The 25,350-nt window shown below is 68.1% G+C and carries 20 protein-coding genes; 8 read left to right on the top strand and 12 right to left on the bottom strand.

The annotated features are described in order from the left end of the window. Positions 1-60 precede the first annotated feature (60 nt). Positions 61-546 (top strand): outer membrane protein assembly factor BamE, encoded by a 486-nt coding sequence (locus tag GGR90_RS06415; RefSeq protein ID WP_167920365.1) that lies wholly within the window; start codon positions 61-63, stop codon positions 544-546. An 18-nt stretch (positions 547-564) separates the two neighbouring features. On the opposite strand, the gene GGR90_RS06410 is transcribed toward GGR90_RS06415, so the two are convergent. Then, on the bottom strand, positions 565-2,829 hold the full coding sequence (locus GGR90_RS06410) for an NADP-dependent malic enzyme (protein ID WP_167920363.1): 2,265 nt from the start codon (positions 2,827-2,829) through the stop codon (positions 565-567). 229 nt (positions 2,830-3,058) lie between these two features. Here GGR90_RS06410 and GGR90_RS06405 point away from each other — a divergent pair, with 229 nt between their 5' ends. Further along, complete coding sequence (locus GGR90_RS06405; protein ID WP_167920361.1) at positions 3,059-3,610, top strand: methylated-DNA--[protein]-cysteine S-methyltransferase; 552 nt, start codon at positions 3,059-3,061, stop codon at positions 3,608-3,610. Here the strand turns inward: GGR90_RS06405 and GGR90_RS06400 are convergent. The 9 genes from GGR90_RS06400 to GGR90_RS06360 all read right to left on the bottom strand — a co-directional run bounded on the left by GGR90_RS06400 (position 3,607) and on the right by GGR90_RS06360 (position 18,746). Then, the gene (locus GGR90_RS06400) at positions 3,607-6,366 is read right to left on the bottom strand and encodes a [protein-PII] uridylyltransferase (protein ID WP_167920359.1); all 2,760 of its coding nucleotides are present in this window, start codon (positions 6,364-6,366) and stop codon (positions 3,607-3,609) included. The two genes, GGR90_RS06405 and GGR90_RS06400, sit on opposite strands and share 4 nt — an antisense overlap. Continuing rightward, positions 6,363-8,972, bottom strand: coding sequence for a DNA mismatch repair protein MutS (gene mutS, locus GGR90_RS06395; protein ID WP_167920852.1), 2,610 nt, complete (start codon positions 8,970-8,972; stop codon positions 6,363-6,365). Before mutS ends, GGR90_RS06400 begins: the two co-directional genes overlap by 4 nt. Before the next feature lie 308 nt (positions 8,973-9,280). Continuing rightward, the gene (locus tag GGR90_RS06390) at positions 9,281-10,240 is read right to left on the bottom strand and encodes an alpha/beta hydrolase (protein ID WP_167920357.1); all 960 of its coding nucleotides are present in this window, start codon (positions 10,238-10,240) and stop codon (positions 9,281-9,283) included. A gap of 185 nt (positions 10,241-10,425) precedes the next feature. After that, positions 10,426-12,813, bottom strand: coding sequence for a phenylalanine--tRNA ligase subunit beta (pheT, locus tag GGR90_RS06385; protein WP_167920355.1), 2,388 nt, complete (start codon positions 12,811-12,813; stop codon positions 10,426-10,428). Next, the gene (pheS, locus tag GGR90_RS06380; RefSeq protein ID WP_167920353.1) at positions 12,810-13,910 is read right to left on the bottom strand and encodes a phenylalanine--tRNA ligase subunit alpha; all 1,101 of its coding nucleotides are present in this window, start codon (positions 13,908-13,910) and stop codon (positions 12,810-12,812) included. The genes pheT and pheS overlap by 4 nt, the downstream gene beginning before the upstream one ends. A gap of 159 nt (positions 13,911-14,069) precedes the next feature. Next, a complete protein-coding gene (gene holA, locus GGR90_RS06375) occupies positions 14,070-15,101 on the bottom strand; it encodes a DNA polymerase III subunit delta (protein WP_167920351.1) in 1,032 nt (343 codons plus the stop codon). Then, positions 15,098-15,661 carry an LPS assembly lipoprotein LptE gene (gene lptE, locus GGR90_RS06370; RefSeq protein ID WP_167920342.1) on the bottom strand — a complete coding sequence of 188 codons (564 nt, stop codon included), beginning with the start codon at positions 15,659-15,661 and terminating at the stop codon, positions 15,098-15,100. Before lptE ends, holA begins: the two co-directional genes overlap by 4 nt. 1 nt (position 15,662) lies before the next feature. Further along, positions 15,663-18,233 (bottom strand): leucine--tRNA ligase, encoded by a 2,571-nt coding sequence (gene leuS, locus GGR90_RS06365; RefSeq protein ID WP_167920340.1) that lies wholly within the window; start codon positions 18,231-18,233, stop codon positions 15,663-15,665. A 51-nt stretch (positions 18,234-18,284) separates the two neighbouring features. Further along, positions 18,285-18,746 (bottom strand): DUF3576 domain-containing protein, encoded by a 462-nt coding sequence (locus GGR90_RS06360; protein WP_167920331.1) that lies wholly within the window; start codon positions 18,744-18,746, stop codon positions 18,285-18,287. Positions 18,747-19,115: 369 nt separating this feature from the next. Between GGR90_RS06360 and GGR90_RS06355 the strand changes: the two genes are divergently transcribed. After that, positions 19,116-19,742 carry a hypothetical protein gene (locus tag GGR90_RS06355; protein WP_245198418.1) on the top strand — a complete coding sequence of 209 codons (627 nt, stop codon included), beginning with the start codon at positions 19,116-19,118 and terminating at the stop codon, positions 19,740-19,742. On the opposite strand, the gene GGR90_RS06350 is transcribed toward GGR90_RS06355, so the two are convergent. Continuing rightward, on the bottom strand, positions 19,715-20,341 hold the full coding sequence (locus tag GGR90_RS06350; RefSeq protein WP_167920326.1) for a thiamine phosphate synthase: 627 nt from the start codon (positions 20,339-20,341) through the stop codon (positions 19,715-19,717). The two genes, GGR90_RS06355 and GGR90_RS06350, sit on opposite strands and share 28 nt — an antisense overlap. A gap of 57 nt (positions 20,342-20,398) precedes the next feature. On the opposite strand from GGR90_RS06350, the gene GGR90_RS06345 reads away from it, so the two are divergent. Next, positions 20,399-21,061 carry a YggS family pyridoxal phosphate-dependent enzyme gene (locus GGR90_RS06345; protein WP_167920324.1) on the top strand — a complete coding sequence of 221 codons (663 nt, stop codon included), beginning with the start codon at positions 20,399-20,401 and terminating at the stop codon, positions 21,059-21,061. Positions 21,062-21,224: 163 nt separating this feature from the next. On the opposite strand, the gene GGR90_RS06340 is transcribed toward GGR90_RS06345, so the two are convergent. Next, on the bottom strand, positions 21,225-21,731 hold the full coding sequence (locus GGR90_RS06340; protein WP_167920322.1) for a DUF4402 domain-containing protein: 507 nt from the start codon (positions 21,729-21,731) through the stop codon (positions 21,225-21,227). Positions 21,732-21,862: 131 nt separating this feature from the next. Between GGR90_RS06340 and GGR90_RS06335 the strand changes: the two genes are divergently transcribed. The 4 genes from GGR90_RS06335 (at position 21,863) to msrB (ending at position 25,231) form a co-directional block, all read left to right on the top strand. After that, entirely contained in the window at positions 21,863-22,933 is a 1,071-nt protein-coding gene (locus tag GGR90_RS06335; RefSeq protein WP_245198417.1) for a type III polyketide synthase, read from the top strand. Beyond that, complete coding sequence (locus GGR90_RS06330; protein WP_245198416.1) at positions 22,930-23,643, top strand: methyltransferase domain-containing protein; 714 nt, start codon at positions 22,930-22,932, stop codon at positions 23,641-23,643. The genes GGR90_RS06335 and GGR90_RS06330 overlap by 4 nt, the downstream gene beginning before the upstream one ends. After that, positions 23,640-24,737, top strand: coding sequence for an NAD(P)/FAD-dependent oxidoreductase (locus tag GGR90_RS06325; protein WP_342449900.1), 1,098 nt, complete (start codon positions 23,640-23,642; stop codon positions 24,735-24,737). The genes GGR90_RS06330 and GGR90_RS06325 overlap by 4 nt, the downstream gene beginning before the upstream one ends. 86 nt (positions 24,738-24,823) lie before the next feature. After that, positions 24,824-25,231: a peptide-methionine (R)-S-oxide reductase MsrB gene (msrB, locus tag GGR90_RS06320; protein WP_167920318.1), complete on the top strand. Its 408-nt coding sequence runs from the start codon at positions 24,824-24,826 to the stop codon at positions 25,229-25,231. Positions 25,232-25,350 lie beyond the last annotated feature (119 nt).

The following is a 25,350-nucleotide window of genomic DNA, read 5'->3' as shown; positions in this document are numbered from 1 at the left end:
TTGCGGTTAAGAGGCGCGATTGCCAGCACCGGATGGAAATGGTGCAACGGAGATATGTCAATGCCGAGCCATAAGCCCAAGCTTCCCGTTCGTCCCGTGCGCCTGATCGTCGCGGGGATGGCGCTTGCACTCGCCACCAGCGGTTGCACGCAGCTCAAGGGGCGGCAGGGCTATGTCGCCGATCCGGCGCTGACCCAGGCGATCACCCCCGGCGTCGATAACCGCGAGTCGGTCGAAAAGACGCTCGGCCGCCCGACCTTCGTCGGTCAGTTCGGCACCGACGAATATTATTATGTCTCGCGCGAAACGCGCCAGCTCGCCTTCGCGCGGCCGCGCCCGATCGATCAACAGGTGCTGCGCATCCGCTTCGATGAAGCGGGCAATGTCGCCGCGGTCGATCGCACCGGGCTCGAACTGGTCAGCAAGATCAGCCCCGAAGGCGACAAGACGCCGACGCTCGGCCGCGAACGCAGCTTCTTCGAGGATATTTTCGGCAATATCGGCGCGGTCGGCGCGCCGGGTGCGGGCGCGCCCGGCGGGCGGTAAAGCGACGAAATTTCTATATTACTGCGCGATTCCCCCCGCCGCGAGCACCGCGAGCGTGACGAGATCTGACGCGCTCGAAGCCATCGTCGCGACCTGCACCGGATGCTCCATGCCGACGAGCATCGGGCCGATCACCGCGCCGCCGCCGAGTTCGCGCAGCAGCTTCGCCGACAGGTTCGCCGACTGCAGCCCCGGCATGATCAGCACATTCGCCGGGCCCGACAGGCGGCAGAAGGGATAGTTTTTCATCACCTTCTCGTTGAGTGCGACGTCGGGCGCCATTTCACCCTCATATTCGAAGGCCGGCTTGCGCTGGTCGAGGATCGACACCGCTTCGCGGATACTCTCGAGCCAGCTTCCCTCGGGGTTGCCGAAGGTCGAATAGGAGAGGAAGGCGACGCGCGGCTCGTGCCCCATGCGCCGTGCGACCTGCGCGGTGCGTTCGGCGATGTCGGCGAGCATTTCGGCGGTCGGCCGTTCGTTGACGGTCGTGTCGGCCATGAAGATGGTGTGATGCTGGTCGACGAGGACGTGGATGCCGAACGGCGTCTTGCCCTCGGCATGGTCGATCACGCGCCTTATCTCGCGCATCGTCTGCGAATAGGTGCGCGTCGTGCCGGTGATCATCGCATCGCCGAGCCCCATCTTGAGCAGCAGCGAGCCGAAGATGTTGCGGTCGCGATTGACCATGCGCTCGACGTCGCGGCGGAGGTATCCGCGCCGCTGCAGCCGCTCATAGAGCATGTCGACCATCTGCGGCACATGCGGCGAATTGACGCTGTTGTGGACCTCGAAGCTCTCCGCGTCGGCGACGCCCATCGCGCGCAGCTTGTCGTGCAGCCCCTCGCGGCCGACGAGCACCGGAATGCCGTATCCGCCGTCGCGGAACTGGATCGCGGCGCGCAGCACGACCTCCTCTTCGCCTTCGGCAAAGACCACGCGCTTCGGATTGTTGCGCGCGGCTTCATAGGCGAGCGTCAGAACCGAGGTCGTAGGGTTGAGCCGCGCGCGCAGCCGGGTGCGATATTCGTCGAGATTTTCGATCGGCCGCTGCGCCACGCCGGTATCCATCGCCGCCTTGGCGACCGCAGCGGGGACGATTTCCATCAGCCGCGGATCGAAGGGGGAAGGGATGATATATTCGGGGCCGAAGCTCGACGCGCGTCCGCCATAGGCGGCGGCGACCTCTTCGGGCACCTGCTGGCGCGCGAGGTCGGCGATCGCATAGGCCGCCGCGATCTTCATCTCCTCGTTGATCGCGGTCGCATGGACGTCGAGCGCGCCGCGGAAGATGAAGGGGAAGCAGAGGACATTGTTGACCTGGTTCGGATAATCCGAGCGCCCGGTCGCGATGATCGCGTCGGGCCTTGCCGCGCGCGCGTCGGGCGGCGAGATTTCGGGGTCGGGGTTCGCCATCGCGAAGATGATCGGCGCCGGCGCCATGTCCTTGACCATCTCGGGCTTGAGCGCGCCCGCCGCCGACAGGCCGAGGAACACGTCGGCACCGACGAGCGCCTCGGTCAGGTTGCGCGCTTCGGTCGGCACCGCATGCGCCGACTTCCACTGGTCCATCCCTTCGGTGCGGCCCTGATAGATCGTGCCCTTGCGGTCGCACATGATGACATTTTCGTGCCGTACGCCCATCGCCTTGATCAGCGCGGTGCATGCGATCGCGGCGGCGCCGGCGCCGTTGACGACGATCTTCACCGTCGAAAGGTCGCGCCCGGTCAGGTAGCAGGCGTTGATCAGCCCGGCGGCGGTGATGATCGCGGTGCCATGCTGGTCGTCATGGAACACCGGGATGTTCATGCGTTCCTTCAGCGCCGCTTCGATGATGAAGCAGTCGGGCGCGGCGATATCTTCCAGGTTGATGCCGCCAAAGCTCGGCGCGAGCAGTTCGACGGCCTCGATGAAACGCTGCGGATCTTCGGTATCGACCTCGAGATCGATCGAATCGACATCGGCGAAACGCTTGAACAGCACCGCCTTGCCTTCCATCACCGGCTTCGACGCGAGCGCGCCGAGATTGCCGAGCCCGAGGATCGCGGTGCCGTTCGAGATCACCGCGACCAGATTGCCCTTGATCGTATAATCATAGGCCTTGGCGGGGTCTTCGGCGATCGCGTTGACCGGAACCGCGACACCAGGTGAATAGGCGAGGCTGAGGTCGCGCTGCGTCGCCATCGGTTTCGACGCGACGATCTCGATTTTTCCGGGCCGGCCATATTCGTGGTAAAGCAGGGCCTCGCGGTCTGAAAATTGCACCTTGCTGCCGCTGTCCATTCTGTATCCTCTCGAAATTTCCACAAGATGCGCGCCCGAATATTTCCCCTAGCGCCGCCTCGCCAAAATGTAACCGGCAATGTTGCGCCGGTGGCCAGGAAGCGGGGGCGACGGTTATGGGGATCGGCAGCTCACCACCCCAAAGCGGTCAGGCCCTTGGCCTTCGCGCCGACGATATGGTTCAGAAAAAATGACGCCCTATATCTCGGACAAGGACGGAGATTCGCGCATGGCCGATCAAAGCCAGTATCAGCTTTTCGAAACCGCGGCGGGGATCGCGGCGATCGGCTGGACGGGCGGCGACATAACGCGCTTTCGTCTGCCCGCGCCGGCCACGCCCGAAACCGAACGCGCCATTTTGAGCCACTTTCCCGGTGCGAAGCGCGCCGAGCCGCCGGCCACGATCGCGGCGGTGATCGCCGCCGCGATCCGCTATTTCGAAGGCGAGCGGGTCGAGTTTTTCGAGGCGCCGGTCGCACTCGGCGAGCCGCCGCCCTTCTTCGCGCAAGTCTACGATCATGTGCGCACGCTCGGCTGGGGCGAGACGACGACCTATGGCGCGGTCGCTCGCGCTCTCGACGCCAGGCCCGAACATGCCCGCGCCGTCGGGCAGGCGATGGCGACGAATCCCGTTCCGCTGATCATCCCCTGCCACCGGGTCCTGGCGGCGGGCGGGGCGATCGGCGGCTTCTCCGCGCCGGGCGGCTCGCAATCGAAGGCGCGCATGCTCGAACTCGAAGGCGTGGCGACCGGTCCAGCGCAACGGAGGTTCGACTTTTAGGCGGCCACAGCTTCCTCGCTGCGGCTCGCTGCGGCTTCGAGCAGACGCTTTTCAAGGCTCTTCACGCGTGCGGCGCTGTCGATCTTGTCGCCGATCAGGTCGGTGACATAGAAGGTGTCGACCGCGCGCTCGCCATAGGTCGCGACATGCGCGCTGTGCACCGTGACCTTCGACTGGAACAGCGCATGGGCGAGCTGGTTGAGGAGCGCGGGGCGATCCTGCGCATTGACCTCGATCACCGTGAAGCGATTCGAGGCCTTGTTATCGACGAAGACGCTGGGGGCGATGCGGAAGGCCTCGGCGCGGGTGCGCGGCAGCGCGCGCGCCTCGAGTTTCGGCAGCAGTTTCTGGCGGTTGGCGAGCGCGTCCTCGATCGCGCGGGTCAGCCGGCCGATCTGGCCCGCCTCGTCGAACGGCCGGCCGAGCGGGTCCTGGACGAGGAAATTGTCGAGCGCGAGCCCGTCGCGCGTCGTGTGGATGCGCGCGTCGATGATATTGCCGCCGGCAAGGTGGATGCCGCCGGCGATGCGATAGAAGAGACCGGGGTGGTCGGCGGCGAGCACCATCACCAGCGTCGCACCGCGATCGTCGTCGGGCACCGCGGCGATATGAAGCGGCGCGTCGCCCGCCTGGCGGATATGGACCATATTCGCCGCGATCACTTCGACCGGCTCGGCAATCCAGTAGCTTTCGGGAAGCCGCCTCGCGAGCTTTTCAAAGGTCCCGGCATCGAAGCCGAACTGGGCGGCCACCGCCTCCTTCTTGCTTTCGATCCGCGCCTCGCGCCCTTTCTGCTTGTGGCCGAGGCGCAGCACTTCCTCGGCGGCGTCGAAGAGTTCGGTAAGCAATTGGCGCTTCCAGCCGTTCCACACGCCCGGCCCAACCGCGCGAATATCGACGACGGTGAGCACGAGGAGCAGACGGAGGCGTTCGGCGCTCTGCACGACCTGCGCGAAATCGAGGATCGTCTTGAAGTCGGCGAGGTCGCGCTTGAACGCGGTCGCCGACATCAGGAGGTGATAGCGCACGAGCCACGACACCGTCTCGGTCTCGGCCTCGCTGAGCCCCAGCCGCGGACAGACGCGCAGCGCCAGTTCGGCGCCGAGCACGCTATGGTCGCCGCCGCGCCCCTTGGCGATGTCGTGGAGCAGCACCGCGCAATAGATGACACGCCGCGAGTGTATCTGGTCCATGATCACCGTCGACAGCGGGTGATCGTCCTTCAGCCGGTCCTGCTCGATGTCGGCGAGCAGCCCGATCGCGCGGATCGTATGCTCGTCGACGGTATAATGATGATACATGTCGAACTGCATCTGCGCGACGACGCGGCCGAAATCAGGAACGAAGCGGCCGAACACCCCCGCCTCGTTCATCCAGCGCAGCACCGTTTCGGGATCGCGTGGGGACGTCAGCACGTCGAGGAACAGCTCATTCGCGCGCGGGTCGCGGCGCACCCCCTGCGTCTCGATCAGCTTGGCGTCGTGGCGCGTCTGCCGCATCGCCTGCGGATGGATTTCAAGGCCGTGCTTGTCGGCCAGCGCAAAAATCTCGATGAGCCGCACCGGGTCCTTTTGAAAGAAATCGTCCGCCGGCAGCGCGAGCCGCCCGCGGTCGAGCACGAAGCCGTGGAGCTTGCCCGGGCGCCGCCGGATCGTCGGCAGGAAGCGCCGCCCGCGCGCCGCCATCTGGTCGTCGAGGTGCGCGAGGAAAGTGCCGGTGACGTCGCCGACGCTTTTGGCATGGAGGAAATAGAGCTGCATGAAACGTTCGACCGCGCTCTTGCCCGGGCGGTCGGCGAATTTCATCCGGCTCGCGATCTCGCGCTGGAAATCGAAGGTCAGCCGGTCCTCGGCGCGCCCCGCGAGGATGTGGAGGTGGCAGCGCACCGCGAGCAGGAAATTTTCGGCGCGTTCGAACTGGCGAAGCTCGCGCGCCGACATCAGCCCGGCGTCGACGAGTTCGGGCACGGTGCGCACGCGGTGGATGAACTTGCCGATCCAGAAGAGCGCGTGGAGGTCGCGCAGTCCGCCCTTCCCTTCCTTCACATTGGGTTCGACGACATAGCGCGAATCGCCCATGCGCTTGTGCCGCTCGTCGCGTTCGGCGAGCTTTTCGGCCACGAAAGAACGGGCGTTGCCCGCGACGACCTCGGCATCGAAGCGCGCCGACGCCTGGTCGTAAAGGTCGCGGTCGCCCCAGACGAAGCGCCCTTCGAGCAGCGCGGTGCGGACGGTGAGATCCTCCTTCGCCGCGCGCACCATCTCGTCGAGCGAGCGCGACGAATGCCCGACCTTCAGCCCGAGGTCCCACAGCGTATAAAGCTGCGCCTCGATCACCTGCTCGGTCCAGCTCGTCTGCTTGAACGGGGTGAGGAAGCCGATGTCGATGTCGCTGTGCGGCGCCATCTCGCCGCGGCCATAACCGCCGACCGCGATCAGCGTGATGCGCTCGCCCGCCGAGCGGTTCGCCGAGGGATAGAGATGGCCGGTGGTGAAATCATGGCTGAGACGGATGAGCTGATCGATGAGGAAGGCGGTCGCATTCGCCGCGACGCGCCCCGACGAGGGCCGTTCGAGCAAGCGGCGCTCGATCTCGGCGCGTCCGGCGTCGAGCGCCGCTTTGAGGAGCGCGACCATCGCGCGGCGACGGGCGCCCGAATCGCTGCTTTCGGCGGCAATCTCGTCGAGCCGGCCCGCCATCGCGCGGCGGTCGATGATCGCGCGGCGCTGGTCGAGATTGTCGAACAGGCCGCTCATGCCTCGTCCGCCAGCAGGTGTTTGAGCGTGTAGAGCGCATCGAGCGCCTCGCGCGGGGCGAGCGCGTCGGGGTCGATGGCGCCGAGAGCTTCGCGCAGCGCGTCCTTCGCCGCTTCGGGCGCGGCGGCGAGCGTTGCGGCGAACAGCGGCAGGTCGTCGAGCCCCGCGGCGAGCCCGCCGGTCTTCTCGCGCCCGGCCTCGAGCTTGGCGAGCACCGCCTCGGCGCGCTTGACCACGCCCGCGGGCACGCCGGCAAGGCGCGCGACCGCAAGGCCGTAGCTGCGGTCGGCGGGGCCCTCGGCAAGCTCGTGAAGCAACACCAGATCGCCCTGCCACTCGCGCGCGCGGACGTGGTGGAGCGAGAGCGCGTCGAGCGTTTCGGCGAGCCGCGTCAGCTCGTGATAATGGGTGGCGAATAGGCAGCGGCATTTGTTGACCTCGTGCACCGCCTCGACCACCGACCAGGCGAGCGCGAGCCCGTCATAGGTCGAGGTGCCGCGCCCGACCTCGTCGAGAATCACGAAGCTTTGCGGGGTCGCCTGCGCGAGGATCGCGGCGGTTTCGACCATCTCGACCATGAAGGTCGAGCGCCCGCGCGCGAGATTGTCGCTCGCGCCGACGCGGCTGAAGAGGCGGTCGACGAGCCCGAGCTTCGCAGTCGCGGCGGGGACGAAGCCGCCCGCCTGCGCGAGCACGACGATCAGCGCGTTTTGCCGAAGGAAGGTCGATTTACCGCCCATGTTCGGGCCGGTGACGAGCCAGAGCCGGTCGGCTTCCGACAGCGACACATCGTTGGGGACGAAGCGCTCGCCCGATTTCGCGAGCGCCGCCTCGACCACCGGATGCCGCCCGCCGGTGACCTCGAGGCACGGCTCGTCGGCAAGGTCGGGGCGGCACCAATTGTGGCTCATCGCATGGTCGGCGAGCGCGGCGGCGACGTCGATTCGCGCGAGCACGTCGCACGACGCGGCAATTTCCGCGCGGCGGCCGATCGCGGCGTCGGTGAGGGCCTCGAGATGCGCGGCTTCGGCGGCGATCGCGTGGACGCCCGCCTGGGTGACGCGGCTCGCGGCCTCGTGGAGGTCCGACGAGTTGAAACGCACGACCCCCGCGAGCGTCTGGCGATGGGTGAAGCCCGATTCGGGTGCCATCAGCGCGTCGGCATGCTTCGCGGGCACTTCGACATGATAGCCGAGCACGCCGTTGTGGCGGATTTTGAGCGACGCGATGCCGGTGCGGTCGCGATATTGCGCTTCGAGCGATGCTATCGCCTTCCGCCCGTCGCGCGCGGTTTCGCGCAGCGCGTCGAGCGCATGATCATAGCCCTCGGCGACATAGCCACCCTGCGCGGCGTCGACCGGCGGGGTTTCGATGAGCGCGCGCGCCAACTCGTCGACGAGCGCGCCATGGCCGTCGAGCCCCGGCAGCAGGTGCGCGAGCAATGGCGGCAGGTCGGCGCGCCGCGCGAGATGTTCGCGCAGAAGCCTTGCGCCGCCGAGCGCATCGCGGAGCTGCGCCAGATCGCGCGGTCCCCCGCGCCCCGCGACGAGGCGGCCGAGCGCCCGGGCGGCGTCGGGCAAGGCGCGCAGCGCCGCGCGCAGTTCGCCGCGCCACAGGGCATCGCGCGCGAGGCCATCGACAAGGTCGAGTCGGTCGAGGATCGCGCCCTTGTCGGTCAGCGGGCTGGCGAGATCGTCGGCGAGCAGGCGCGCGCCGGCAGCGGTCACCGTCCGGTCGATCGTTCCGAGCAGGCTGCCCTCGCGTGCGCCCGCCCCCGCCCCTATCATGGTGCGGACGAGTTCGAGACTCTCGCGCGTCGCGGCGTCGATCGCCATCCGGCCCGATGCGAGGTGGCGCAGCGGCGGCTGGAGGAAGGTCGGCCCGCCGGTGCCGACATGGTCGAGATAGGCGACGAGCGCCCCCATCGCGGCGATTTCGCCGCGCCCGAACTGGCCGAAGCCGTCGAGCGTCTGGACGCCGAAGAAGGTTTCGAGCCGCTTTTGCGCGCTCGTGCTGGAAAAGTCCGACGAAGGCCGGCGCACGATCTGCCGCGCCGAGCTGATCGGCAGCTCCTCCGCACTCTCGCTCAGCAGCAGCTCCGAGGGTGCGAGCCGCGCGAGTTCGGCGTCGACCGCCGCCGCCGGAACCGCGACGACCTCGAAGCGCCCCGTCGAAATATCGGCCGCGGCAATCGCGACCTCGTCGCCGACCTGCGCCAGCGCGGCGAGCCGGTTCGCGCTGCGTCCTTCGAGCAGGCTTTCCTCGGTGAGCGTGCCCGCGGTGACGAAACGCACGATGTCGCGCGCGACAAGCGCCTTCGACCCGCCGCGCGCTTTCGCCTCGGCCGGAGTCTCGATCTGCTCGGCGATCGCGACGCGGTGCCCGGCGCGGATCAACCGCGCCAGATAGGATTCGGCGGCATGGACCGGCACGCCGCACATCGCCACCGGCTGCCCGTCATGCTCGCCGCGCGAGGTCAGCGCGATATCGAGCGTCGAAGCCGCGGCCTTGGCGTCGTCGAAAAACAGCTCGAAGAAATCGCCCATGCGATAGAAAAGCAGGCATTCGCCCGCCTTGTCCTTCAGCGACCAATATTGCGCCATCATCGGCGTCGCGGCCACGGGGAGGGCGCGCGCGGCGGCGTTGCTGTTGGCGGGTCGGGGAGCGGTGGCGGCCATCCGCCCCTGCTTAGTCATTGAGGGCGGCATGGCAAGGTTGGGCGATGCCAATGGCGGCTATGGGGTGGTGAGCTGCCCTTCGATCTTCGTCATGCTGAACTTGTTTCAGCATCCATGGCCGGGGCTCGAATAGGACGCGGCGCTGAAGGAAACGGCGGGCCATGGACTCTGAAACAAGTTCAGGGTGACGAGATAAAAATCTCGTGTTCCGGTCGCCAGCCGACCCGCAGGCGCCGTCAACCGCTCGCCGGCCCCGCCATCGCCGCCGCCGCGACGAGCAGCCCGCCGTTGAAACGCTGCGACAGCGCGGCATCGGGAATCGCGTTGAAGGCATGGATCGCCCCCGCATAGCTGTGGAGGTCGACGGGCACCCCCGCCGCGACGAGCCGGCGTGCATAGTCGAGATTTTCGTCGAAGAAGAGATCGAGGCTGCCCGTCGCGATATAGGCGGGCGGCAGGCCTGTCAGATCCTCCGCCAGGCTCGGCGAAAACCAGCCGCGCCGTTCGTCGTCGGCCTGGTAATCGCCCTGCAGCGCGCGCCAGCCGAAGCGGTTGCTCGCGCGCGTCCAGATGAACTCGCCGGTCGCGGGATTGGCATAGGGACAGGTATCGCCGCCCGTCCGATGGTCGAGCATCGGATAGGTGAGGAGCTGACCCGCGATTGCCGGCCCGCCCAGGTCGCGCGCCATGATCGCGAGCGCCGCCGCCAGCCCGCCGCCGGCGCTCTCGCCCGCGACGACAATCCGGCCGGCGTCGAACCCCAGCACCTCGGCCTGTCCCGCGAGCCAGCTCAGCGCCGAGTGGCAATCCTCCTGCGGCGCGGGAAAGGGATGTTCGGGCGCGAGCCGATATTCGACCGAGACGACGGGCACCCCGGCGGCGGCGGCGAGCGCGGCGGGCCCCGCCTGCATCAGCTTCACCGATCCCAGCACCATCCCGCCGCCGTGGATGTGCAGGATCGCGCCGGCATCGGCGCGGATCGCCTCGGGGCGGAAAAGATAGACGGCGATGTCGGGGCCGTCGTGGATCGACGGGATGAAAATCTCTTCGGGCACGATCACCGGCGGCGGCAGGATCGCATAGGTCTCCGCCGCCTTCGCGCGAATCTGCGCGATCGGCGCGGCGTCGAGATCGACCCGCGGGAACAGGTCGATGATCGGCGCGATCTCGCGATCGACAAGGTGGCGGGTGTCCATGGCGCGTTCCTCCCCGGAATCCGTTGCCGGATCAAATTGCACGAAATCGCTTCATGCTCCAGCCTGTATGGACATGTTCCGGATGTCGAAAGACGGCCGATAGCTGCGGATCCTCCCCCAAGGGGGGAGGATCGGCCCGCTCACCACCCCAAGACGGCCTTCCCGCCAGACGGGATTTTATCCACTTATCCGCGCAGCGTCGCTCCGACCTTCGCGGCCGCCGCCACCACCTTGTCGGCGATCGCCTTCAGTTCGGCATCGGTGAAGCTTTTCTCGGCGGGCTGCAGCTCGACCTCGACCGCCAGGCTCACCTGACCCTCGGGCACGCCCTGGCCGGCGAAGCGATCGAACAGCCGCGCATCGACGATCGCCGCCTTGTCGGCGCCGCGGATCGCCCGGACGAGGTCGGCGGCGGTCAGGCTCGTGGCTGCGAGGAAGGCGAAGTCGCGGCGCACCGGTTGCAATGCCGGGGGCGCGAACGCGGCGCGGGCGGGGCCGCTCGCGCGCTTCGCCGGAAACGCATCGAGGAAGATCTGCACCGCCATCACCGGGCCGTCGACGTCGAAAGCCCGCGTAAGCGCGGGGTGGAGCGCGCCGAATTCGGCGAGCACCGCCTTGGGGCCAAGCCGCAGCGTCGCCGACTGGCCGGGGTGCCAGATATTGCCGGAGGTGACGGCCTCCATCACCTGCAGCCGGTCGGCGGGCGCGCCGGCGGCCTCGAGCAAGGACAGCGCCGCGGCCTTGGCGTCGAAGGCGTCGAAGGGCGCGGCCTTGCCCGCCTGCCAGCCGCGCGCGCTTTTGTCGCCCGCCATCAGCAGCGCGAGCGTCGGATGCTCGGCGTCGGCCAGATAGCGCCGGCCGATCTCGAACAAGCGGATGCTGCCCGCGCCGCGATTCTGGTTGCGCTGCGCCGCGGCGAGCAGGCCGGGGAGCAGCGACGGGCGCATGACCTTCAAATCTTCGCTGATCGGGTTGGCGAGGCTCCAGACGCCGCCGCCGAAGGGTGCGGCCTCGGCCTCGCTGATGAACGACCAGGTCACCGCCTCGTCGAAACCCGCGGCGGCGGCCGCGCGGCGGAGCCGGCGTTCGGTGAGCTGCTCGGCGGTCGCGGTCGGTTTCGCGACGCCATCGGCGCGCGGCAGCGGCACCGACGCGATCGCGTCGAAGCCGGTGATCCGTGTGACTTCCTCGACCAGATCCGGGGCGCCGTCGACATCGCGGCGCCAGCTCGGCACCGCGACCTGCCAGCGGCCGCCCTGTTCGATCACCGAAAAACCGAGCGCGGCCAGAATCTCCTGCTGCCGTTCGGGCGCGATCGCGATGCCGCCGAGCGTCGCCGACAGCGCCGGGTCGTAATCGACCGTCTTCACGTCGGCGGGCGGGGTGCCCGCGCGCGTCACGGCCGAGGGCGTGCCGCCGCAGATGGCAAGCACATGCGCGGTGACGATCGCGGTGGCGTCGTCGAGGAACGCCGGATCGACCCCGCGCTCGAAACGGCTGCGCGCGTCGCTGGTCAGGCTGAGCGCCTGTCCGGTCAGCGCGATGCGTTCGGGGGTGAAATAGGCGACTTCGATCAGCACGTCGGTCGTCGTCTCGCTGCACCCGCTATGCTCGCCGCCCATGATGCCCGCGATGTCGTGGACGCCGCTGTTGTCGGCGATCACAGTCATCGTGTCGGCGAGGCTATAGTTCTTGCCGTTGAGGGCGGTGACGGTCTCGCCGGCGTTCGCACGCCGCGCGACGAGCGCGCCGGTCAGCTTGGCGCGGTCATAGATATGGCTCGGGCGGCCGAGGTCGAACATCACATAATTGCTGATGTCGACGAGCGCCGAGATCGAGCGCTGCCCGACCGCTTCCAGCCGGCGGCGCATCCATTCGGGCGCGGTGCCGTTGGTGACGCCACCGATCGTGCGGCCGAAGAAGGCGGGGCAGCCCTCGGGATCGTCGGTCCGGATTTCGGTCGCGGGCGCGCCCTCGCCGGTGATCGTCGGGACGTCGAGCGGCTTCAGCGCGCCGAGCCCGGCGGCGGCAAGATCGCGCGCGATGCCGCGCACGCCCATGCAATCCTGCCGGTTCGGGGTGATCGAAATGTCGATCACCGGATCGTTCGCTCCGCTGTAGTCGGCAAAGGGCGTGCCGACCGGTGCGTCTTCGGGCAGCTCGATGATCCCGTCATGGTCGTCGCCGAGTTCGAGTTCGCGCGTCGAGCACATCATGCCGTTCGATTCGACGCCGCGCACGGCGGCGACCTTCAACTCCATGCCGTTTGCGGGCACCACCGCGCCGGGCAGGCCGAGCACGCCGATCAGGCCGGCGCGCGCATTGGGCGCGCCGCACACGACGGTCAGCGGCGCGTCGCCGTCACCCGTGTCGACGGTCAGCACCTGCAGCTTGTCGGCCTGCGGATGTTTCTCGGCGGTCAGCACCTTGGCGACGCGGAAACCCGCGAGCTTCTCGGCCGGATTCTCGACGCCTTCGACCTCGTGGCCGATGCGGTTCAATGTCGCGACGACTTCGGCGACCGAATAGTCGCCTTCGAGATGCTCGCGCAGCCAATCGAGGGTGATCTTCATGCCGAAACTCCCCCGCTCAGCGTGGGCACCGATAGTGCGCCAAACCCGTAATGCGACAGCCAGCGGAGGTCGCCATCGAAGAAGGCGCGCAAATCGTCCATGCCATATTTGAGCATGGCGAGGCGGTCGACGCCGACTCCGAAGGCGAAGCCCTGCCATTCGTCGGGATCGAGCCCGCAATTCGCGATCACGCGGCGGTTGACCATGCCGCTGCCGAGCAGCTCCATCCACGCATGGCCGTCGTCGTCGCCATTGCCGCCGACGATGCGGCGGCCCTTTTCCTGTTTATAGCCGACATCGACCTCGGCCGAGGGCTCGGTGAAGGGGAAATAGCTGGGGCGGAGGCGCAGGACGATGTCCTCGCGCTCGAAATAGGCCTTGAGGAAGGTTTCGAGCGTCCATTTGAGGTGACCCATATGGATTCCGCGATCGATGACGAGACCTTCGACCTGATGGAACATCGGCGTGTGCGTCGCGTCGCTGTCGCTGCGATAGACGCGGCCGGGCGCGATGATGCGAATCGGCGGTTCCTCGCTCATCATCGTGCGGATCTGCACCGGCGACGTATGCGTGCGCAGCAGCATCGCGCGGCCCTCGGTATCGTTCATCTGCGGCGGGAAATAGAAGGTGTCGTGCATCGCGCGCGCGGGATGCGTCTCGGGGATGTTGAGCGCGGTGAAGTTGCGCCAATCGTCCTCGATCTCGGGACCCGTCGCGACCGCAAAGCCCATGTCGGCGAAGATTTCGGCGAGCTCGTCCATCACCTGGCTCACCGGATGGACGCTGCCGCGCGGGGCTGCGTCGGCGGGAAGCGTCATGTCGATCGCTTCGGCAGCGAGTTTGACGTCGAGCGCCGCCGTGTCGAGCACCGCCTTGCGCGCGGCGAGCGCGGCGGTGACGGCTTCGCGCAGCCCATGGATCGCGGGGCCCTGCGCCTGCCGTTCCTCGGGGCTCATACCGCCCAGCGTCTTAAGCAGCGCGGTGATGCTGCCCGTCTTGCCGAGCGCGGCGACGCGCAGCGCCTCGACCGCATTGGCATCGGCGGCCGCTTCGATGTCGCCCAGCAGCTGGGCCTGGATGGCTTCGATATCGCTCATCGTCATTCGTCCTGTTCCGGCGGCGTTGCCGCTGCCGGTATCATGTTTTCCTGAATAGGTGGATAGGCGGGTGCCCGCGCGTCCGTCGTCCGCCGCTTGCACCGAAGCCGCCGCGCGGGTCAAGCCCGTTGGCGGAAAGGCGGCCTTTCGAGCCCGACCCTAACGCGCCCGCGCCGCCTGGTGCGCGATATCGGTCATCAGCTTGCGGAACAGCGCGCCGCCCGCGGTGCCCGATGCCTTGAGCGCGCGTTCGCAGTCGAGCAGGCGGCTCATCAGCCGTGCGATGCGCACCGAATCCCAGATATGAAGCTGCGCGGTCACCGCGTCGCGTTCCTTCCAGAAAATGCCGCTCGATCGCGCCGAGACGACCGTCGCAGGATGCGCGCCGCCGTCGACTTCGGCGCGCAGGCGCGCGAGCGCGAGCGCACGGATCGCCAAGGCGCGGATGATGCGGATTTCGGCGACGCCGACCGCCGCCGCCTTGGCGAGCATCTCGGGCAGATCGCGCAGCTTGCCGCCGAGCGCGACGTTGATGCACTCGCTGACATCCTCCTCGTGCGTCGCGGCGCCCAGTGCATCGATGTCGGCGGATGTGACCTGCCGCTGGCGGTCGGGACCGGCGTCGAGATAGAGTGCGATCTTCTCGATCTCGCGGCGCATCAGCGCCTGATCGCCCGAGACGAGGTCGACGAGCAATTGCGCCTCGCCGTTGGCGATGCGGAGCCCCTGTTCCTGTGCCGCCGCCATCGCGATGCCGACGAGCGCGCGCCGGTCGGGCTGGTAACAGATCGCCGCGACTGCATGATCCGACCCCTCGACCAGCTTGACGAGCTTCGATTTGGCGGTGACCGACGCGCCGGTCGCGACGACCGGGTTGATCGCGGTTTCGGCGGCGAGCAGTGCCTCGACCGCGGCGAGGCTGTCGTCGCCGCTGCCCGAAAGTTCGAGCTTGATGATCCGGCTCGGCGAAAAAAGCGACATCGATGCCGCTTCGGCGGCGAGCAGTGAAGGATCCTGCGACAGCTGCGATCCCGTCAGGTCGAGTCGTTCGGCATCCTTGCCGGCAAGACCGATCAGACGGCTCGCGACGGCTTCCATCGTCGCTTCGTCCGGACCGGTCAAAAGGGTGAAGCGAACCGCGGGGTCGAGGCGCGTCTGGCGTTCGAGGTCGGCGGGCTTGACGCTCTTCATTGCCCGGCAGGCGCGGGCACGGATACGGGGGGGGCGAGTACCGCCCCCGGCTGGCCGCCGCCGCGGTTCGCATAGACCGCGAGCCGCGCGACGATCTGGTCGGCGACGCCCGAAGCGAGCCGTTCGAGCGCGGTCGATTCGGCGGCGATCGTCGCATATTCGCTACCGACGACGTCGATCCCGGCATCCTGCGCCGCGGTCGCGTCGAGCAGCACCGCGCCCGATGCCGAATCGACGAGTTGATAGCGCGCGCGCAGCGTGCGGCGTTCGCGCGTCACCGTATCGTCGGCGCGGACGCCGAAGCCGATGATCGAATCCTCGAGCCGCACGTCGAGGCGGAGGCGCTTGCCCGCACCCTCGCCGCCCTGCGTCGCCTGGAGCCGGTCGCGAAGCGCATTGCGGACGAGCCAGCCTTCATGCCCTTCGATCGGTGCGACATCGACGTCGGCCAGCACCTGCGCCACCGCTCCCTTGCTGCCGTTCGCGTAGAGCGGACGCAGGCCGCAACCGCCGAGCATCAGCGAAGCGGCGACGAGGGCGGAGGTCAGGAGTGCGCGCATATCAGGGAACGATATTCACCAAACGGTCGGGCACCACAATCACCTTCTTCGGCGTCGCACCGGCGAGCAGCTCGACGATGCGCGGACGCGCGAGCGCCGCGGCTTCCACCAAATCCTTGTCGAGACCCTTGGCGATCGTCATCGTATCGCGCAGCTTACCCGCCATCTGGATCGCGATTGTCACCTCGTCATCGACGAGCAGTGCCGGATCGGCGGCGGGCCACGCCGCGTCGGCGATCATCGGCGTCGTGCGCTGGCCCTCGGGCAATGCCGCCCAGGCTTCTTCGGCGAGATGCGGCAGCATCGGCGCGACGAGCAGGATCAGCGTGCGGCACGCTTCGGCGCGGGTCGCCGAGGGCGGTGCTTTCTCGATCTCGTTCGCGAGTGCATGGATTTTCGCCACCGCCTTGTTGAAGCCCAGCGATTCGATGTCGGCCGCGACCCCGGCGATCGCCTGATGCAGCTTCCGCGCGAGCGCCTTGTCTTCGGCGCCATCGCCGACGTTAGCCGTGTCGCCGAACAGGCGCCACAGGCGCTGGACGAAGCGCCACGCGCCCTCGATCCCCGCTTCGCTCCACGGCAGGTCGCGCTCGGGCGGGCTGTCGGAGAGCATGAACCAGCGCGCGGCGTCGGCGCCATATTGGTCGAGAATGGCATCGGGATCGACGACATTCTTCTTCGACTTCGACATCTTGATCACGCGGCCGATCTCGACCGGCGCACCATCGGCGGTCAGCGTCGCGCCTTCGGCGCCGCGTTCGACCTCGTCGGGGGTGAAGAAGAGCGGCGGCAAGCTTTCGCCCTGGCTGCGGCTATAGGTTTCATGCGTCACCATGCCCTGCGTGAACAGGCTGGCGAAGGGCTCCTTGATATCGATCATCCCCATCTTGTTCAGCGCGCGCGTCCAGAAGCGCGCGTAGAGCAGGTGGAGGATCGCATGCTCGATGCCGCCGATATATTGGTCGACGGGCAGCCAGCGGCGAATCACCTCGGGATCGAAGGGCTTGTCCGAGGGCGCCGAGGCGAAGCGCAGGAAATACCACGACGAATCGACGAAAGTGTCGAGCGTATCGGTCTCGCGCACCGCTTCGCCGCCGCAGCTCGGGCAGGCGACATGCTTCCACGTCGGATGACGGTCGAGCGGATTGCCGGGGACCGAGAAATCGGCGTCCTCGGGCAGTATGACGGGGAGCTGGCTCTTGGGCACCGGCACCATACCGCACGCCGGGCAATGGATGAAGGGGATCGGCGTCCCCCAATAACGCTGACGCGACACGCCCCAGTCGCGCAGGCGCCACACGGTCGTGCCCTTGCCCCAGCCTTCATGCTCGGCGCGCGCGATCACGGCGGCTTTGGCTCCGTCGATCGTCATCCCGTCGAGGAAATGGCTGTTCACGAGGCGGCCGGGGCCGGTGTAGGCCTCGGTGCCGGTGAAATGCTGGGCGACCTCGTCGCCCCCCGCATTCGCGAGGGCAGGCTCCGCGATCACGCGATAGACGGGCAGTTCATATTTATGCGCGAAGTCGAGGTCGCGCTGGTCGTGCGCGGGACAACCGAAGATCGCGCCGGTGCCATAGTCCATCAGCACATAGTTCACGACCCAGACGGGCAGGTGCCAGTTCGGGTCGAGCGGGTGCTCGACGGCGATACCGGTGTCGAAGCCCATCTTCTCGGCGGTGTCGATCTGCTCGGCGGCGGTGCCCTGTCGGCGGCACTCCTCGATGAACGCGGCGAGTTCGGGCGAATCCTTGGCGAGTTTCTCGGCGAGCGGATGGTCGGGCGAAATCGCGGCAAAGCTCGCGCCATAGAGCGTGTCGGGGCGCGTCGTGAAGACGTCGAAGCCCGGCGCCCCGCCCGCGAGCTTGAACGAAAACTCCAGCCCCTGCGACTTGCCGATCCAGTTTTCCTGCATCAGCCGCACCTTGTCGGGCCAGCTGTCGAGGCTGCCCAGCCCCTCGAGCAACTCCTCGGCGAAGTCGGTGATCTTGAGGAACCACTGCGACAGTTTCTTCTTCTCGACCAGCGCGCCCGAGCGCCAGCCGCGGCCGTCGATCACCTGCTCGTTCGCGAGCACGGTCATGTCGACCGGGTCCCAATTGACATAGCTGTGCTTGCGCGTGACGAGCCCCGCGGCGAACAGGTCGAGGAACAGCGCCTGTTCCTGTCCATAATAATCGGGCTCGCACGTCGCGAGTTCGCGGCTCCAGTCGATCGCGAGGCCGAGGCGCTTGAGCTGCCCGCGCATCGACGCGATATTGTCGCGCGTCCAGCCGCCGGGATGCACGCCCTTTTCCATCGCCGCGTTTTCGGCGGGCATGCCGAACGCGTCCCAGCCCATCGGATGCAGCACGTCGTGCCCGGTCATCCGCTTGAACCGCGCGAGCACGTCGCCCATCGCATAGTTGCGGACGTGCCCCATGTGGATGCGCCCCGAGGGATAGGGGAACATCTCGAGGATATAGGCTTTCGGCTTTTCCGCCGTATCGGTCGTGGCAAAGCTGTTCGCCGCCTCCCACGCCTTTTGCCAGCGGGCGTCGGCGGCGAGGGCGCCAAAGCGCGTTTCGCGGGTCATTCGTCGGTTACCCCGTTAGTCTGTGTGGGCGCGCGGGCGCGCGCCGCCGGATTAGTCGCTGATGGCGCTGCGGCGCAGGTCGCGGGCGCGGGTGAGGATGACTTCCTCGAGCTTCTGCACGGTGGCCGCCTGCACCGGCGCGTCGACCCAGGTGCCGCCCTGCGACACCTGCCGCGACGCCGCGACGCGCAGCGCGTCGGCGCGCAGATCCTGATCGAGGATCGACACCGTGACCTTCATCCGCTCGCCGGGATTCGACGGATTCGCATACCAGTCGGTGATCACGACGCCGCCCGCACTGTCGGCTTGGAGCAGCGGCATGAACGACAGCGCGTCGAGCGAAGCGCGCCACAGATAGCTGTTCACGCCGATCGTCGTCACCTGGCTGGGGGCGAGGTCGGCGCGCGGCCGGTCCTTGTTCGCGCACGCCGAAAGACCGAGCGCCGCAAGTCCGAGCAGCGCGAGCGTGGCCGGGCGGCGACCGATCGTGGCAAGGACAGAAAGCTGGGACATGCCGATAACACCTTATCTCTTTGGAGCCCGTCCGAATGGTAAAAAATCGGCCGCGCATAACGGAATTGCCAGCGTCTCTATCGCCCTTGCCGCCACCCTGCAAGCGCGGCAATTTCGGCCGCGGCACCATTCAGATTCTGGTCAGATTTAATCCGCACTGTGACGATCCCGCAACAATTTCGGCAAAAAGCGGAATCGTTGCAACAATTTGGCGGGATTCACTGGCATTATCGGGCTAGCGGTCCTATTTGACGAGTCGATTGGGGTTGGAGTCGCAAGGCAATGGCGCGGACGTCGCGACATTTTTGGAAAGCAGGTCTCACCGCTTTGGCGGTGGTTTCGCTTGCGTTGCCGCCGGCCCTTGCCGCGATGTCGAACGCCGACCGAATTCGCGACACCACGCTTTCGGAAACCCTGCTGGGCCAGTTCACTCCGGCGTCGGGCGACGAAAGGCTGATCGCGCGCTACAACAAGATGTCGGCCGAACAGCGCGGCAACTTCAGCTTCACGCCCGCCCTGACCGACAGGACCCGTCAGAACCGCGCGATCACCGTCGTGATTCGCGCCCGCGACGATGCGTCGAGTGCCGCGCGCACCTCGGCGCTGGCGGCGGGCCGCACTGCGCCGGTCGCGATCGCCCCCGTCAAATATAATCTCGGCGCGTCGGTCGGCTTCGAAAAATTCGTCACGCCGTCGCTGCCGCGCGGCACCGACCTGCGCAACCTGCCGGTCGCCAAGGCGCCCGAACAGGAAGAGAAAAAGTCACGCTTCGCCACGCGTATGGTGAACCGCCCAAGCGACCCGAGCGGAGCCACCGATCGCGTCACCGCTCCCGGCGAGGCGTCCGCCGTCGATGTCGTCAGCAGCTATCGACTGACCAAGAATATCGATGTCACCGCGGGCGTGCGGTACAGGAGCGACGACCGCGTCGAGCCGCTCACCGATTCGCGGCGCGACAGCCAGGCGGTCTATATCGGGACGGCGTTCCGCTTCTGACGCGCCCGGCGCTTCGCCGCCTTTTCATCCCACGCATCGATCGCGGCCCAGCCGTTCGTCCTGTCGCTTGTGCGATTTAGCGCGCGTGCGCGCGGCGCGGTCATCCCGCCGAGCGCGATCGGTGTCGCTCCCGAAAGGCGCGCGAGCCGCAGCCACGCCGCCCGGCTCAGCGCGGGCGCTCCGGGATGCGAACGCGTCGGATGAAGCGGCGAGATGAAGACCGCGTCGGCTCCCGCGCGGCGCGCTTGGCGCGCTTCGCGGGCATCGTGGACGGGCATCGTTACCAGCAGGCCGAGCTCGTGGGCCTGTCGCGCCCGGTCGGCATCGCGCTGACGCAGATGGACGCCGTCGGCGCCCCAGCGCCACGCCATATCGGGAGATCCCGCAAGCACGACGACGAGCCCCCGCGCCCGCGCGGTGCGCATCAACCGCCGGAGCAGGCGCCAGCGCGGCTCCGGCGCCAGCCCGTCGTGCCGGAAAATGATACCGCCGCCGGGCGGCAGCAGCGCGGCGAGTTCGGCAAGACCGGTCGCCGCCCGCTCGTCGCTGACCAGCCAGAGTTTCGGCAATTTGGAGGGCAGGGGGTGGCGCGGGCGCATCGCGCTTTCTATAGGCGCGTCGCGAGCGCGCGCAACGCGCGGGATGAAAGCGGGACGATGAGCGAAGCAGCAGAGCGGCTGGCCGAAGTGCAGGGACTTATCGCCGACGCGGCGCAGCGCGCGCAGCGCGAGGTCGGCGAAATCTGCCTGATCGCGGTGTCGAAGACGCACGACGCGCCGGCGATCCGTCCGCTGATCGCGGCGGGCCAGCGCCATTTCGGTGAGAATCGTGTGCAGGAGGCCGCGGCCAAATGGCCGGAACTGCGCGCCGAGACCCCCGACATCGTGCTGCACCTGATCGGCCAGCTGCAATCGAACAAGGCCGAAGAAGCCGTCGCGCTGTTCGACGCGATCCACTCGGTCGACCGCTCGTCGCTGGTACAGGCGCTCGCCAAGGTTTGCGCCAAAGCGGGCCGGCGGCCGCAGCTGTTCGTGCAGGTCAATATCGGCGACGAGGAGCAGAAGGGCGGCTGCGCTGTCGCCGATCTCCCCGCGCTGCTTGCCGAAGCCAAGGCGGCTGGTCTGGAAATCGCCGGACTGATGGCGATCCCGCCAGCCGACGTCGAGCCCGCGCCCTTTTTCGCCCTGCTCGACGAGCTGGCCGAACGCCACGGTCTGCCGCTCCGCTCGATGGGGATGAGCGGTGATTACGAGACCGCGGTGATGCTGGGCGCGACGCATGTGCGTGTCGGGACGGCCTTGTTCGGCGCGCGGGGTTGAGAGTCCGCTAGCGGCCGAAAGCTGTCGCCCGCCTTTTCCTTCGTCATCCCCGCGAAAGCGGGGACCCAGAGCGTGCATAGGCTGATCCCAGACTGGGTTCCCGCTTTCGCGGGAATGACGAATATTGGGTGTGCCCGCTAACCACCCCAAAGCAGCCCTTTGCTTATTGATACTCGACCGTCACCGGAATCCGCCCGCGATAATCCCCGTCGTCGAGCGCAGCGATCCGCAACCGGCCGCCGAAGCGGAACTGAAGCCGGCCGTCGGCGCCGAGACGCGGCGCCGCCGAGAGATCGGTGACAAGACCCGTGACGCGCGCGGTGCGGCCGTGGCCGCTCTCGAGATCGACGCTCGCGGGCAGGATCACGCGCACCTCGGCGCCCGGTTCGCCGCGCACGGTCACGACGCCGGTCAGCGCGAAGCCGCCCAGATCGACGACATCGCCGCGCACGCGCCGCGCGCCCGACACCGGATCGACTTCCACCTCGCCGCCCATCGCACCGACGGCGACGCGGCCCATATCGAGTCGCGTTTCGACTTCGACGCGAAGCGGTATCCCGGCTTGGCGCGCCGCGCCGCCCGCCGCCCCGTCCCGCGCGCAAAGCAGGCACCGCGCCTGCACCGCGGGGGCCGAGGCGAACAATAGTCCAAGGGCAAGAAGCGGGCGCATTTTCACCCCTTCGCGATAACCGCGTTACGGTTAATTCCGCGTAAAATCGGTGCTCACGCGCGCCGGAAGGCCGTCATCGTGCATCTCTTAATCCGCTGGCCAGCGCGGCGCTTTTCGGCCAAACCCGCGCGATGAAAAAGAGCATGCCGTCTCCCCGGCTGAACGCCCTCGCCACCGCGGCGCCGGGGCATGATATTCATCAGGCTTTCATCGACTGGGCGACGCCGCGGCTGACCGACGAGCGGGTGCGCGCGATCTTTACGCGGATGACGGCGCGGTCGGGGATCGATCATCGCTGGTCGGTGCTGCCGCCCACACGGTCCGGTGGGTCGCCGGTCGCGGCGGGCGGATTTTACGACATGCCCGGATTGCCGCCGACATCGGTCCGCATGGCCGCCTATGCGGACCATGCGCCCGATCTGGCGATGCAGGCGATCGCGGGACTGGACGATGCGCTCGATCCGGCGCGCATCACCCATCTGGTCGTCGCGAGCTGCACCGGCTTCCTCGCCCCCGGCATCGACCAGATCCTCGCGCGGCGACTGGGGCTCGGCGCGGCGGTCGAGCGCGTTCTGATTGGCTTCATGGGCTGTTATGCCGGGGTCACCGCGCTGCGCACCGCGCGGCATATCGTGCGATCGGAACCGGGCGCGGTGGTGCTGGTGGTGAGCGTCGAGCTGTCGACGCTGCACCTCAGTCTGGCCGATGAACCCGAGCCGCTGCTGGCGATGCTTCAGTTCAGCGATGGCGCCGCGGCGGGGATCGTATCGGCGGCGGCGGGCGGATTCGAACTGGGCGAAGGCCGCAGCCTTGCGCTGGAGGGCAGCGAAAATCTGATCCGCTGGGACATCGGCGACCGGGGTTTCGAGATGACGCTGTCGGGCGAAGTGCCCGGACGGCTGCGCGAAACGCTGGCCCGTCCGGACATCCAGCGCGAGCTGTTCGGCGATGCCGGGCCGCCGCCGCTGCTCGCGGTCCACGCTGGCGGCCGGTCGGTGCTCGACGCGGTCGAACATGCGCTGGAGGTCGCGCCCGCGGCGCTCGCCGACAGCCGGTCGGTGCTCGCGCGATATGGCAATATGTCGTCGGCGACGATCCTGTTCGTGCTCGCCGACATGATGGCGCGCGGGGCGAGCGGCGAAGGCATCGCGATCGCCTTCGGTCCGGGGCTGGCCGCCGAGGCGATCCGGTTCCGGGCATGAACCCCTTCGCCAGCCTTCGCATGCCGATCGAGCGCGAAGAGGAAATGGATGCCGCCACGCTGCCACCGGGCCGCTATGCGCGCGTGCTCGCCGACCTGTCGCGCATCAACGCGCTGACGCTGGCGCCGCGACCGACGCTGGGGTTCCTGGAACGGGTGCGTGCGCGCGGTGCCGGTGACCGCCCCTGGCGCATCCTCGACGTCGGCTTCGGCGCGGGCGACATGCTCGTGCGGATCGCGCGCTGGGGCGAACGCCGGGGCGTCGCGCTCGATCTGGCCGGGGTCGACCTCAATCCGAAGAGCGAGGCGGTCGCCGAGGCACGCCTTGGCGGGCGAGCGCGGCTTGTCACCGGCGATTATCGCGATCTGGCGGGGCAGGGGTGGGACATCATCCTGTCGAGCCTCGTCAGCCACCATATGACGCCGGCACAGCGCACGGAATTTCTGCGCTTCATGGAAAGCGAGGCGGCGCGCGGCTGGCTGGTCAATGATCTCCATCGCCGGCGCCTGCCCTTTGCCGGCTATCCCTTGCTCGCTACGCTGGCATGGGTCGACCCGATCGTGCGGCGCGACGGGCAGCTATCGGTCGGGCGAAGCTTTCGCCCCGCCGAATGGGCGGCGATGCTGGGCGAAGCATTGCCCGATGTGGCGAGCAATTGCCGCATCTTTCGCAGCTTCCCCTACCGCCTCTGCGTCGAGCGTATCCGGTGAGCGACGCGATCGTCGTCGGTGCCGGGCCCGCCGGGTCGGCCGCGGCGATCGGACTGGCGCGCAGCGGTGCGCGAACGCTGCTGCTCGAACGCGCGCGCGAAACGGGCGACGCGCTGTGCGGCGGCTTTCTGAGCTGGCAAAGCCTCGCGCGGCTCGATGCGCTCGGGATCGAGCGCGCGGCGCTCGGCGGGCAGGCGGTCCGCCGCGTGCGCCTGTTCGCGGGCCAGCGGCGGAGCGAGACCGCGCTCCCCGGCGAGGCGATGGGGGTGTCGCGCCATCGGCTCGATAGCCTGTTGCAAGCGGCGGCGGGAGCGGCGGGCGCGGGGGTCGAACGCGGTATCCATGCGACGGCAATCGAAAGCGGCGCGGTTCAAACACGCGATGGTGCGACCCTGATGGCGCCTGCGATCTTTCTGGCGGCCGGCAAGCATGGTTTTCGCGGTTTTCCGCGCGAGCCCGCTGAATGGCAGCGCGCCGACCCCGCGATGGGGTTGCGCTTGCGGCTTCCTTCGCACCCTTCGCTCGACCGGCTGGTCGGCGATGCGGTCGAGCTCCACCTGTTCGACCGCGGCTATGCGGGTCTGGTGCGGCAGGAGGATGGCAGCGGCAACCTCTGCCTCGCGGTTCATAAATCGCGGCTCGATGAAGCGGGCGGCGATCCGGAGGCGCTGCTGCGCGCGCTGGGCGGCACGCTTCCGCACCTCGGCGAACGGCTGGCGCATGCGGACTGGTGTCGCGCCGTCGATGCGATCGGGCACGTCCCCTATGGCTGGCGTGCGGCAGAGACGACGGCGGGTCTGTTCCGGCTCGGCGACCAGGCCGGGGTGATCCCGAGCCTTGCCGGCGAGGGCATGGGACTCGCGCTTGCGAGCGCGGAGGCGGCCGTGACGGCGTGGCGTCACGGTGGCGGCGGCGCCGCGCCCGCATTCCAGAAACGCATCGCGGCCCGGATGACGCGACCCTTCGCACTTGCCAACCTGGTGTGGCGGATGGGCGAAAACCCGCGCATGGCGGCGGCCATGACAGGCATGGCGTCTCTTTTTCCGGCTTTGGTGCGAATGATGTCGCAAGCGACGCGGATCGAGCCGAGCTGACCGCTCCCCCTTGCGATGACGGGGCGCCGCACCGATATTGGTATCGACATGATGGCCCCCGAACGGCCATCCGAAGGAGCTTCTCCATGACCGATCCCAAAACCGAAAAGACGCTCGATCCGTTGGCGCATCATGTGCTGCGCGAGGGCGGCACCGAGCGGGCGTTCACCGGCAAATATACCGATCACAAGGGCGACGGCATGTACCGCTGCGCCGGCTGCGGCGAACCCCTGTTCGACAGTCGCACCAAGTTCGACAGCGGGTCGGGCTGGCCGAGCTACACCGCGCCCGCCGCGGGTGGCGCGGTGACTGAACTGACCGACACCAGCCACGGCATGGTCCGTACCGAAGTGCGCTGCGCGAAGTGCGAAGGCCATCTCGGCCATGTCTTCCCCGACGGCCCCGGACCGACCGGGCTGCGCTATTGCATCAACAGCGCGGCGCTTGACTTCGCGGACCGCGGGCAGGATGAGGCGTCAACCGGCGAAGGCTGATGCCCTCGCTACTGACGCATCAGGGGCGACGCGAGGGAAGGAATACGGGCTTTGCGCCGCGAAAGACAGCAAGCTTCGTCGAATAAATCGTCATCATCCAGTAAGCGCGGCGGCTCGCC

It is taken from the genome of Sphingopyxis italica (genome assembly GCF_011926545.1).
Taxonomy (GTDB): domain Bacteria; phylum Pseudomonadota; class Alphaproteobacteria; order Sphingomonadales; family Sphingomonadaceae; genus Sphingopyxis; species Sphingopyxis italica.
Note: the sequence above shows the minus strand (reverse complement) of the source record. Positions and strands in the feature narration are given on the sequence as shown.

Coding starts and splice junctions, on each gene's coding strand:
- pheT (WP_167920355.1), bottom strand. CDS start 12,813: ATGAAGATCACCCTCGATTGGCTGCGCGAGCATCTCGAAGGCGACTAT.
- leuS (WP_167920340.1), bottom strand. CDS start 18,233: ATGACCCGCGAAACGCGCTTTGGCGCCCTCGCCGCCGACGCCCGCTGG.
- GGR90_RS06335 (WP_245198417.1), top strand. CDS start 21,863: ATGAAAAAGAGCATGCCGTCTCCCCGGCTGAACGCCCTCGCCACCGCG.
- mutS (WP_167920852.1), bottom strand. CDS start 8,972: ATGATGGCGCAATATTGGTCGCTGAAGGACAAGGCGGGCGAATGCCTG.
- GGR90_RS06345 (WP_167920324.1), top strand. CDS start 20,399: ATGAGCGAAGCAGCAGAGCGGCTGGCCGAAGTGCAGGGACTTATCGCC.
- GGR90_RS06405 (WP_167920361.1), top strand. CDS start 3,059: ATGGCCGATCAAAGCCAGTATCAGCTTTTCGAAACCGCGGCGGGGATC.
- pheS (WP_167920353.1), bottom strand. CDS start 13,910: ATGAGCGATATCGAAGCCATCCAGGCCCAGCTGCTGGGCGACATCGAA.
- GGR90_RS06360 (WP_167920331.1), bottom strand. CDS start 18,746: ATGTCCCAGCTTTCTGTCCTTGCCACGATCGGTCGCCGCCCGGCCACG.
- GGR90_RS06330 (WP_245198416.1), top strand. CDS start 22,930: ATGAACCCCTTCGCCAGCCTTCGCATGCCGATCGAGCGCGAAGAGGAA.
- GGR90_RS06400 (WP_167920359.1), bottom strand. CDS start 6,366: ATGAGCGGCCTGTTCGACAATCTCGACCAGCGCCGCGCGATCATCGAC.
- GGR90_RS06390 (WP_167920357.1), bottom strand. CDS start 10,240: ATGGACACCCGCCACCTTGTCGATCGCGAGATCGCGCCGATCATCGAC.
- GGR90_RS06415 (WP_167920365.1), top strand. CDS start 61: ATGCCGAGCCATAAGCCCAAGCTTCCCGTTCGTCCCGTGCGCCTGATC.
- msrB (WP_167920318.1), top strand. CDS start 24,824: ATGACCGATCCCAAAACCGAAAAGACGCTCGATCCGTTGGCGCATCAT.
- GGR90_RS06340 (WP_167920322.1), bottom strand. CDS start 21,731: ATGCGCCCGCTTCTTGCCCTTGGACTATTGTTCGCCTCGGCCCCCGCG.
- GGR90_RS06410 (WP_167920363.1), bottom strand. CDS start 2,829: ATGGACAGCGGCAGCAAGGTGCAATTTTCAGACCGCGAGGCCCTGCTT.
- GGR90_RS06350 (WP_167920326.1), bottom strand. CDS start 20,341: ATGCGCCCGCGCCACCCCCTGCCCTCCAAATTGCCGAAACTCTGGCTG.
- GGR90_RS06355 (WP_245198418.1), top strand. CDS start 19,116: ATGTCGAACGCCGACCGAATTCGCGACACCACGCTTTCGGAAACCCTG.
- lptE (WP_167920342.1), bottom strand. CDS start 15,661: ATGCGCGCACTCCTGACCTCCGCCCTCGTCGCCGCTTCGCTGATGCTC.
- holA (WP_167920351.1), bottom strand. CDS start 15,101: ATGAAGAGCGTCAAGCCCGCCGACCTCGAACGCCAGACGCGCCTCGAC.